Origin of the sequence: Paramagnetospirillum caucaseum (assembly GCF_000342045.1) — a bacterium.
Classification (GTDB): Bacteria; Pseudomonadota; Alphaproteobacteria; order Rhodospirillales; family Magnetospirillaceae; genus Phaeospirillum; species Phaeospirillum caucaseum.
In genome coordinates this window covers 57,734-66,906 of sequence record NZ_AONQ01000021.1, presented here as the reverse complement: position 1 = coordinate 66,906, position 9,173 = coordinate 57,734, and the positions used below count along the sequence as shown (strand labels likewise).

The following is a 9,173-nucleotide window of genomic DNA, read 5'->3' as shown; positions in this document are numbered from 1 at the left end:
CCTGCGGTTGCGGCGGCGGCGCCACGGCGGCGGCCCGGCTTTCCGCGGCACGCCGCGCGCTGGCGTAGCGGTCCACCGGCGCCTCGCCCATGGTCTCGTCCACGCCGGCCTCCAGGTACCAGCGCAGGATGTCATAGGGGTGAAGATCGGCGGAAACGGCGGTCATGGCGGCGATTTTAGCAGCCCCGGCGAAACGCGGGGAAATATTTGAGACACATTCTTTCCTTAAACAGGCCCATAAGGAATCGAATCGGTCGCATCCGCTGTGCTATAGAGGCGCAGGTCCGTGTCGGCGTCGACCGGTGGAACGGGTGGCGCAAGGGGAGTTGTGAGCGTTATGGAACGTGAATCCATGGAATTCGATGTCGTGGTGGTGGGCGGCGGGCCTTCGGGCCTGAGCGCGGCCATCCGGCTGAAGCAGATCAACGCCGACCTCAACGTCTGCGTTCTGGAGAAGGGCTCGGAGATCGGCGCCCATATCCTGTCGGGGGCGGTGATCGAGACCCGCTCGCTGGCCGAGCTGTTTCCCGACTGGAAGGAGCGGGACGCGCCGCTGCTGACCCCGGCCGCCGACGACCGCTTCATGTTCCTGACGGAATCCAGGGCCATCCGGCTGATGACCCCGCCGCAGATGAACAATCACGGCAATTACATCGTGTCGCTCGGCAATTTCACCCGCTGGCTGGGCGCCCAGGCCGAGGCGCTGGGCGTCGAGATCTTCGCCGGCTTCGCCGCCGCCGAGGTGCTCTACCACGAGGACGGCTCGGTCAAGGGCGTCGCCACCGGCGACATGGGGATCGGCAAGGACGGCCAGCCCACCCACAACCACACGCCGGGCGTCGAGCTGTGGGCGCGCCAGACCATCTTCGCCGAGGGCTGCCGCGGTTCGCTGACCAAGACGCTGTTCGACCGGTTCGACCTGCGCAAGGATTGCGAGGACCAGACCTTTGGGCTCGGCATCAAGGAGCTGTGGGAGATCGACCCGGCCAAGCACAAGGCCGGCACCATCATCCATACCGTCGGCTGGCCGCTGGACACCCAGACCTATGGCGGCTCGTTCCTCTATCACCTGGAGAACAACCAGGTGGCGGTGGGCTTCGTGGTCGGCCTGGACTACGCCAACCCGCATCTGTCGCCTTTCGACGAGTTCCAGCGCTTCAAGACCCATCCCGCCATCCGCCCGATCTTCGAGGGCGGCCGGCGCGTCTCTTACGGTGCCCGCGCCCTGTCGGAAGGCGGCTTCCAGTCCGTTCCCAAGCTGTCCTTCCCTGGCGGCGTGCTGGTGGGCGACACGGCGGGCTTCCTCAACGTGCCCAAGATCAAGGGCACCCACACCGCCATGAAATCGGCCATGGTGGCGGCTGAAGCCGTCGCCGAGGCCCTGGCGCATGAGGGCGGCTCCAACGAGGTGGCGGCGTACCCCGAGCACCTGAAGAAGTCCTGGCTGTGGCAAGAACTGCATGAGGTCCGGAATATCCGCCCCAGTTTCCACTGGGGCCTGTGGGGCGGCATCGCCTATTCGGCGCTGGAGACCTATGTGTTCAAGGGCAAGATGCCCTGGACGCTGCATCACCGCCCCGATCACCTGGCGCTGAAGAAGGCCAGCGAGTGCCCGAAGATCGCATACCCCAAGCCCGACGGGGTGGTCAGCTTCGACAAGCTGTCCTCGGTGTTCATTTCCTCGACCAATCACGAGGAGAACCAGCCGGCCCATCTCAAGCTGCGCGACCCGGCGGTGCCCGTCGCCATCAATCTCGAGCATTACGACGCCCCCGAGCAGCGCTACTGCCCGGCCGGCGTCTACGAAATCGTCCGCAACGACGACGGTTCCAATCCGCGGCTGCAGATCAACGCGCAGAACTGTCTGCACTGCAAGACCTGCGACATCAAGGACCCCACCCAGAACATCAATTGGGTGGTTCCCGAAGGTGGCGGTGGACCGAATTACCCCAACATGTAAGAGTATCCGGGGCGTCTGTTCAAAGCGGACGCCCCGGTTTCCTTTTATCAGGGTGTTGGGCGTGAAGCGGTTCGGGATTGTGGTGATGGCGAGCGTGGTGGCGGCCGGCCTGGCGGCCTGTACCCCTCGCTCCGAGATTTCCGCCGGGACCAGGGCGGGCAACGGCGGCAACGAGACCGGCCTGGGGGCCTATCTGGCCGGGCGCTTCGCCCATGCGCGCGGCGATACCCGCGCCGCCGCCGAGTACTACAGCGCCGCCGCCAGGCACGACCCCGACAACATCGACATCCAAAGCCGCAGCTTCGCCCTGCTGCTGGCCGAGGGCCGGCTGGACGAGGCGGGGCTCATCGCCCAGCGCCTGCTGGTCATCGACGACGATTCGCCCCTGCCCATCCTGGTGATGGGGGTGCAGGAGGCCCGCGCCGGGCGCTTCGATCTGGCGGAAAAGCGCTTCGCCGCCCTGCCGGCCAAGGGCATCAACGGCTTCCTGGGGCCTTTGCTCACCGCCTGGACCCGCGCCGGCCAGGGCCGTTTCGACGACGGCCTCGCCACCCTGGCGCCGCGCGCCGACACCGCCGGTTTCGCGCCCATCTGGGAATACCATGCCGGCCTGTTGGGTGACATGGCCGGGCGGCCCGACGTGGCCGAGGCCCATTTCAAGGCGGCGCTGGCCAACCAGACCAGCGTGCGCACCGTCGAGGCGGCGGGCAACTGGTATCAGCGGGCCGGGCGCCTGGACGAGGCCAGGGCGCTGTACGAGCGCTACCACACCGAGCATGGCGACCGTTCGCTGCTGGACGGCCGCCGCCAGCTGGCGGCGGGAAGCGCCGTGCCCCGCGTGGTGGAGACCGCCACCGACGGCCTGGCCGAGGCGCTGTTCGACACCGCCTCCCTGGTCCGCCAGGGCAACGCCCAGGAGCTGTCGCTGGTGTTCTCGCGCCTGGCGCTCAGCCTCAGGGCCGATTTCCCCCTGGCCCAGCTGCTGCTGGCCGATTCCATGGCCGCCCAGGGCCGACTGGAGGACGCCAACGCGCTGTACCGCGCCATGAACCGCTCCAGCCAGCCGGGAACCTTCGCCCGGCTCAAGCTGGCGGTCAACCTGGACGAGATGAAGCAGACCGATGCCGCCATCGCCGAACTGCGGGCCCTGGCGGCGGAATGGCCGCAATCCTACGAGGCGCTGGTGACGCTGGGCGACGTCCTGCGCCGCCACAAGCGCTATGGCGAGGCGGCGGAGGCCTATGGCGACGCCCTGGCCCGGGCCGGCGGGTCCAAGGAGCCGCGCAACTGGTCGCTGTTCTACGCCCGCGGCATCGCCTACGAGCGCGCCAGGCAATGGCCCAAGGCCGAGCCCGACATGCTGGAGGCGCTGCGGCTGCAACCCGACCAGCCCGACGTGCTCAACTACCTGGGCTATACCTGGGTGGACCAGGGCCTCAACGTCGAGAAGGGCCGCAAGCTGATCGAGCGGGCCGTCGAGCTGCGCCCCAATGACGGGGCCATCGTCGATTCCCTGGGCTGGGCGCTCTATCGCATGGGCGAGTTCCAGGCGGCGGTGAAGTATCTGGAGCGCGCCTCCGAGCTGAAGCCCGAGGACCCCACCATCAACGAGCATTTGGGCGACGCCTTCTGGCAGGTGGGCCGCGACACCGAGGCGCGCTACCAGTGGCAGCGCGCCATGGGCCTCGACCCCGAGCCCGAGCAGATCGAGCCGCTCAAGGCCAAGATCTCTACCGGCCGCCTGCCGGCCTCTCCGGTCAAATAGGGTACGGAACCATCATGACCAGCTTCTCGATCGAGGCTCCGGCCAAGGTCAACCTGACCCTTCATGTGGTCGGCAGGCGCGACGACGGCTATCATCTGCTGGATTCCCTGGTGGCCTTCGCCGGCGTGGGCGACACCCTGGAATTCCGCCCGGCCGACACGCTCCGCCTCGAGGTGACCGGCCCCACCGCCGGCCAGATTCCCGCCGAGGGCGAGAACATCGTGCTGAAGGCCGCCCGCCTGCTGGCCGGGGCGGCGGGCGTCACCAGGGGAGCGGCCATCACCCTCACCAAGCGGCTGCCGGTGGCCGCCGGCATCGGCGGCGGCTCGGCCGATGCCGCCGCCGCGCTGAAGGGCCTGATGCGGCTGTGGGATGTCGTCCTGCCGGCCGGAACGCTGGCCAAGGTCGCCCTGTCCATCGGCGCCGACGTGCCGGTCTGCCTAGCCGGAACCCCCACGCGCATGATGGGGGTGGGCGAGATGCTGGAGCCTGCTCCCGCCTTGCCGCCCGCCTGGCTGCTGCTGGTCAATCCCATGGTGCCGCTGCACACGCCTCCGGTGTTCAAGGCGCGCACCGGCCCGTTCTCGGCGGCCGATCCGCTGACCGATTCCCCCCGGGACGCCAAGGCGCTGGCCGCGGCCCTGGCGGCGCGGCGCAACGATCTGACGCCGCCGGCCATCACCATCGAGCCGGTGGTGGGCGAGGTGCTGGCCGCCATCGCCGCCACCCCGGACTGCCTGTTGCCGCGCATGTCGGGCTCGGGCGCCACCTGCTTCGGCCTCTACGCCGAGGAATCCCAGGCCCGCGCCGCCGCGGCCCGGCTGGCCGCCGCCCATCCCGCCTGGTGGATTGCTCCGGCGCGGCTGCTGTCTTAGGGGCGTTGAAACTGCCGCCGGGTCGGGCTATGGTGCCCGCCCGCGCTGGTGGGGCGTCGCCAAGCGGTAAGGCACCGGTTTTTGGTACCGGCATTCCCAGGTTCGAATCCTGGCGCCCCAGCCAAGCGTTTATCAACTATTTCATACTGTTAGCTTTTTTCAGGCATCGAACCGCGTTCGTGGCCCGCTACCACATTGGCGGTCCACAAGGCGCATTCTGCCCCGCGCCTCGTGGGCCTCAACGAGGCGCGGCATGGCGAGAAATTTTTATTTGCGTCCCCGTGGTGGCCGATATGATTGGCGTCGCCGCATTCCTCCCTCTCTCATCGGCAGGTTCGGGCGCGTCGAGCTGATTAAAAGTCTCGGTGTGGTCCCCTATGCCGAAGCACGAGAGAAGGCCCGGCGGCTAACGACGTTGACGGATGAGCTATTTCTGATGGTGAAGCGACGCCCCGACCTGACCACGACGCAAATCAATGATCTGCTGCGCGAATGGTATGTCAGTGCCTTGGAGCACTGGGAGGAGATGCGCGGGTTCGGCAGCGTCCCGTTCAACGTCGAGGCCGCAAAGCAGATGGCCGCCGACTATGTGGACGGGGTGAAGCACGACCGTACCTTTCTGGTCGAGGAGTTGGCCGACGAGTTACTGACCCAAGCCGGCATTCAGGCAGCGCCAGGCAGCGACACCTACATGCGGGTCTGCCGGGGGCTGTTGCGGGCGGTGGCCGACCTCAACCGGGTCCAGGCCGCCCGCCTGGAAGGGGACTATGCCGTCGCCCCACAAGACCCTCTATTCGCGGCGCAGCCGGCCTCTCAGGCGGGTTCTCGAAAGAAGGCACTGCCGAAGCTCAGCGAAGCCTACGCCCGCTACAGCCGGGCCAAGGCCAAGACCTGGGGGCCGGATCAGGCGAAGGCCAACGAGGATGCGCACGAGCTGTTCAAGGAATGGTGCGGCGACCGGCGAATTGATCGCTACGAGCGAACCGACTTCACCGATTTCGTTACCATGCTGCAAGGGCTGCCCAGCAAACGAGGCAAAGGGCAGGCATGGTCGGGAAATCTCTCTGAGTTGGTCGCGATGGCCGAGAAGAACCCGAAGATCAAGACGCTGGCTCCGCCGACCGTCAAGCGCCATGCCGGCATTGTCAGTACGTTTTTCGGATGGTGCGTCGATGAGTATGGGTTGGAGGCCAACTTCGCGAGGGGGGCCTTCAAGTGGAAGCGAACCCACCGGCGCAGCGAGGAACGCGCAGCCTGGACGCCGGAGCAGCTTCGAGTGCTCTTTCAAAGCCCCCTCTATCACGGTGCCACATCGCCACGTTTCCGCACCAAGCCCCGACCTGGTCCCCACATCTACCGAAACGCACGCTACTGGCTTCCTCTATTGGGGGCGTTCCATCCCATCCGTCTGGAAGAGGCGTCCCAATTGCGATTGGAAGACGTGCAGGAGGATGAGGGCATCTCCTTCCTGCACGTCCATGCCACTGAGGACGAGGATGAGGACACGCTACCGAAGAGGAAGGTAAAGACGGCGGCCGGTTGGCGGCGCATCCCGCTTCACCCTATCCCGGTCGAGTTGGGCTTTCTCGACTATGTGGCCGAACTGCGCAGCAAGGGCGAGAAGATGGTATTTCCAGACCTTAAGCCAGGCGGTACGGCAATGCGCCTCGGATACCTGTTCAGTAAGTGGTTTCCTGATTACATCCGCTCACTGGGCATTACCGGCGTGTCCTATCACTCGCTCCGGCATTCCGTCATTACGGCGCTCCAGCGAGCGAGGGTCCATCCCGACCTGATGGACCAACTGGATGGTCATGACACTCCGGAAGAGCGGGGGAGGTACGGCAAGGGGTTCGTCATCAAAGATTGGTACGAGGCCATCTCAGAGATTGCGTATGACGGGATTAATGCAAACTTAATTAGCCCTAAAAAGCAATTGTATGTCAGCAATTGCCCTCATGATTAGTATGTGGTATCGCAATCTGTCCGCTGCTCATAAACGCCGAAGCCAGAGTACTCACTCATATGCAGCGGATAGAAGCTAGGCTATTTATGTTGATAACAGCAACTTTCACGTTGTTGTTCTGATGCAAGGCGCGCAACGACAGATAAGTGCCGTGTGAAGTTCATTTAGCCAAAAAATAATTGGAGGAAACTATGATGACATTACGAATATTGTCTTTCTCTGCCGCTGTAATAATGTTGGTGGCGTGTGATCCTTCTGTAAAAAACGAGAAAGAAGCTATTTCAGCTGTAAAGAAAATACTTATAGACCCGAGCAGCGCCCAATTTGAAGGATTATTTAATCCGGATCCATCAAAAAAACCCTCTAAAGCTATTAAGCTTGATGCAAATGACGTATGCGGAATGGTTAATTCAAAGAATAGATTTGGCGGTTATGTTGGCGCAACGATGTTTCATTATAGCTACGAAGACAAGCATGTCTTAATTGTTGATGGTGCAGATGATATGAGCCCAGAATTAGCTGAAGTGATGAGGCAAGCGATAAAATTCAGATGCACTTTAATTTAGATAACACCATTGACTTGATGATTTTACGTTCTAATTAATGCTAACACAACTCTGTCAATTCGGCTTTATTGGCTAAATCATCTTTCGATATATTTGGCCAGTCAACCTTCAGGCACTTCCCTGATACAATGGTGGAGTGCTTATGAGCGGCGGGAGCCGCCACCAGCTCCGCTCCCGTTCCTGCTGTGCCAGCTTGATGGCGTCGAAGGCCGGCAGTGTTCGCTCCTTGGCGTCATCGCCATCGTCGATTGGAGCCCCACAGGCTGGTGAAGCGGGGAGGGGTATAGGGAAGCCTCCCCCGGCGAGGCGCACGGCGTCACGAGCCTCCGCATGAAGCTGCTTGCCGATGGCGCGTAGGTTCCGACCGGCGACCAGGCGCATCTCACGCTGGGCAGCCATGTAGCAGGCTGCTCCCAGGAGGCCGCCAATGCCGACGCGCTGGAAGACCTTCTGCTCGTCCAGCCATTCGAGATGGGCGGGAACGCCGCTGCCGTTCTTCCAGGCTATGCCAGGCCGGCCATTGCGCTCATCGAACCAGCCGACGATATCCCGAAGGTGGACACGGCCGGCGCGGGTGCTCGGGGCCTTGGGCAGCGAGACCAGGCAGTGGACATGGCGGATACCTCGATCCAGAGCCTCGACGGCCAGCACCTCAGCCATGGGGTCAACATGCCGGAGCACCTCTTGAAGATCGGCGACCAGTTGTTCGGCTGTCTCGATCTCGTTGCCGGTTCCCTTCAGGTGGATGGTGGCGAAGGCGTTGAACCGGAAGTTCGTCTGCTCCAATTCCATGACGATGTAGAGGAGCTTCTCGGCTTCCCCCAGGTCTTTCCATCTCTGGAGATTACCTGCCAGGCGAGAGGAGAGACGGTGTTGGATGTATGCCACTATGGAGGCCGCACGCCTGGTGGCTTTGCTCGGAAAGTCGAGGCGGGCAAGAAGCCGTTGAATTTCAAGGATGCACGAGGGCAATCCTGGGGCATGGGGGCCGGCCAGAATGGGGGCGATGTGGGCGTCGAAAGAGAGTTCGGGAGATAGGGTCATGGGCACGGCTTTCCTCGATCTGTTGTTCGAGGTCCGCGCACACATGCGACGCCGCCCTAGCCCCCCTCCGGGAGGCGTCGAGACGAGATATACATATGTGCGCGGAGCGATAGCCGCGCGGACCAGGGCTAACTTTCTAACATTCTGTTCGCGGTGTCAAATCGGGGGCCGGCTTTTCACGATGAGCAGGCCGCCATGGCAGAATTGAAGGTTTCCAGGGAATACTCGAAAGTCTTCCCGGCGGCATTGCCGTTAATCTGGCGGAACAAGATCGTCCTGCCGGTAGCCATCTGCCTGAGGATGTCCTTGGCGGCATCACCGCTTGTGGCGGTGATTGGCGACATACTGCTGCGGTAGGTGCTCATCATGTTCTGGGTCATCTCGGCCATAGCCTTCGGGTCCATATAGGGTGATGGTGACGCCGAATTCGCAACCTTCTGCGCCCCGATCTCCTTGGAATTTCCCTCTGGAGCAAGGCTTGGGGTGTTGATTGCTGCAACAGTCCAAGCTTTGTTGCCGTCGATCCTCAGTTGAATGTCGCCAACCGGCATTTGGAATTGAGCCATGGCATTACCCATGGGGACGCTCTTGGCTCCCACCAGCACCAGGTCACCCCGCATTTCCACAACAGGATAGATCATGCCGGCGAACTGGTGGGGGAATAGGGAGCCCGACCAGTTCCCCCATATGCTCACGCGGCATGTCGGCCCATCGGCAAATTTGTCGAAGTTCCGTTCCGCCCTCCACTTCAACTCATAAGTGGATGGAGTCGCACAGGCGCTCAGGATGGCCAGAGATGCAATAACAAGTTTACGCAAAACATCCCCCTCTATCGAAGTTTTCCTTCGATTGATAGCCCAGGCGAGAGGTGACGTAAAGTTGTGTTGGACGAAGCCATCGCCCCGGCTCGGTTGGATTGGGGCGGCCAGGTTCCGGGTTCCGAAAAATTCCGGCCGCTCAGTATCCGCTTCCCCTTCAAGCCCGCCCTACTCCCCGT

General features: G+C 63.1%; 7 protein-coding genes and 1 tRNA gene. 6 read left to right on the top strand and 2 right to left on the bottom strand.

The window, feature by feature from the left end; genetic code table 11:
- The first annotated feature begins 337 nt into the window (after positions 1-337).
- From H261_RS09625 to H261_RS24775, 6 genes are all read left to right on the top strand, one after another.
- Positions 338-1,960, top strand: coding sequence for an electron transfer flavoprotein-ubiquinone oxidoreductase (locus tag H261_RS09625; RefSeq protein ID WP_008616879.1), 1,623 nt, complete (start codon positions 338-340; stop codon positions 1,958-1,960).
- A gap of 61 nt (positions 1,961-2,021) precedes the next feature.
- Positions 2,022-3,725, top strand: a complete 1,704-nt coding sequence (locus H261_RS09620) for a tetratricopeptide repeat protein (RefSeq protein WP_152426804.1) — start codon at positions 2,022-2,024, stop codon at positions 3,723-3,725.
- Positions 3,726-3,739: 14 nt separating this feature from the next.
- Positions 3,740-4,600 (top strand): 4-(cytidine 5'-diphospho)-2-C-methyl-D-erythritol kinase, encoded by an 861-nt coding sequence (locus H261_RS09615; protein ID WP_008616877.1) that lies wholly within the window; start codon positions 3,740-3,742, stop codon positions 4,598-4,600.
- A gap of 49 nt (positions 4,601-4,649) precedes the next feature.
- Positions 4,650-4,724 (top strand) — tRNA-Gln (locus H261_RS09610).
- 129 nt (positions 4,725-4,853) lie between these two features.
- Positions 4,854-6,566 (top strand): site-specific integrase, encoded by a 1,713-nt coding sequence (locus H261_RS09605; RefSeq protein WP_235062909.1) that lies wholly within the window; start codon positions 4,854-4,856, stop codon positions 6,564-6,566.
- 191 nt (positions 6,567-6,757) lie between these two features.
- Complete coding sequence (locus H261_RS24775) at positions 6,758-7,132, top strand: hypothetical protein (RefSeq protein ID WP_152426803.1); 375 nt, start codon at positions 6,758-6,760, stop codon at positions 7,130-7,132.
- 108 nt (positions 7,133-7,240) lie between these two features.
- Here the strand turns inward: H261_RS24775 and H261_RS09600 are convergent, their stop codons facing one another.
- A complete protein-coding gene (locus H261_RS09600) occupies positions 7,241-8,176 on the bottom strand; it encodes a hypothetical protein (protein ID WP_008616875.1) in 936 nt (311 codons plus the stop codon).
- 176 nt (positions 8,177-8,352) lie between these two features.
- A complete protein-coding gene (locus tag H261_RS09595) occupies positions 8,353-8,994 on the bottom strand; it encodes a hypothetical protein (protein ID WP_008616874.1) in 642 nt (213 codons plus the stop codon).
- Between the last annotated feature and the right edge of the window lie 179 nt (positions 8,995-9,173).

Excerpts from the sequence above, each read along its gene's own strand:
- H261_RS09625 (WP_008616879.1), top strand. The coding sequence starts at position 338 with ATGGAACGTGAATCCATGGAATTCGATGTCGTGGTGGTGGGCGGCGGG.
- H261_RS09615 (WP_008616877.1), top strand. The coding sequence starts at position 3,740 with ATGACCAGCTTCTCGATCGAGGCTCCGGCCAAGGTCAACCTGACCCTT.
- H261_RS09605 (WP_235062909.1), top strand. The coding sequence starts at position 4,854 with ATGGCGAGAAATTTTTATTTGCGTCCCCGTGGTGGCCGATATGATTGG.
- H261_RS24775 (WP_152426803.1), top strand. The coding sequence starts at position 6,758 with ATGATGACATTACGAATATTGTCTTTCTCTGCCGCTGTAATAATGTTG.
- H261_RS09600 (WP_008616875.1), bottom strand. The coding sequence starts at position 8,176 with ATGACCCTATCTCCCGAACTCTCTTTCGACGCCCACATCGCCCCCATT.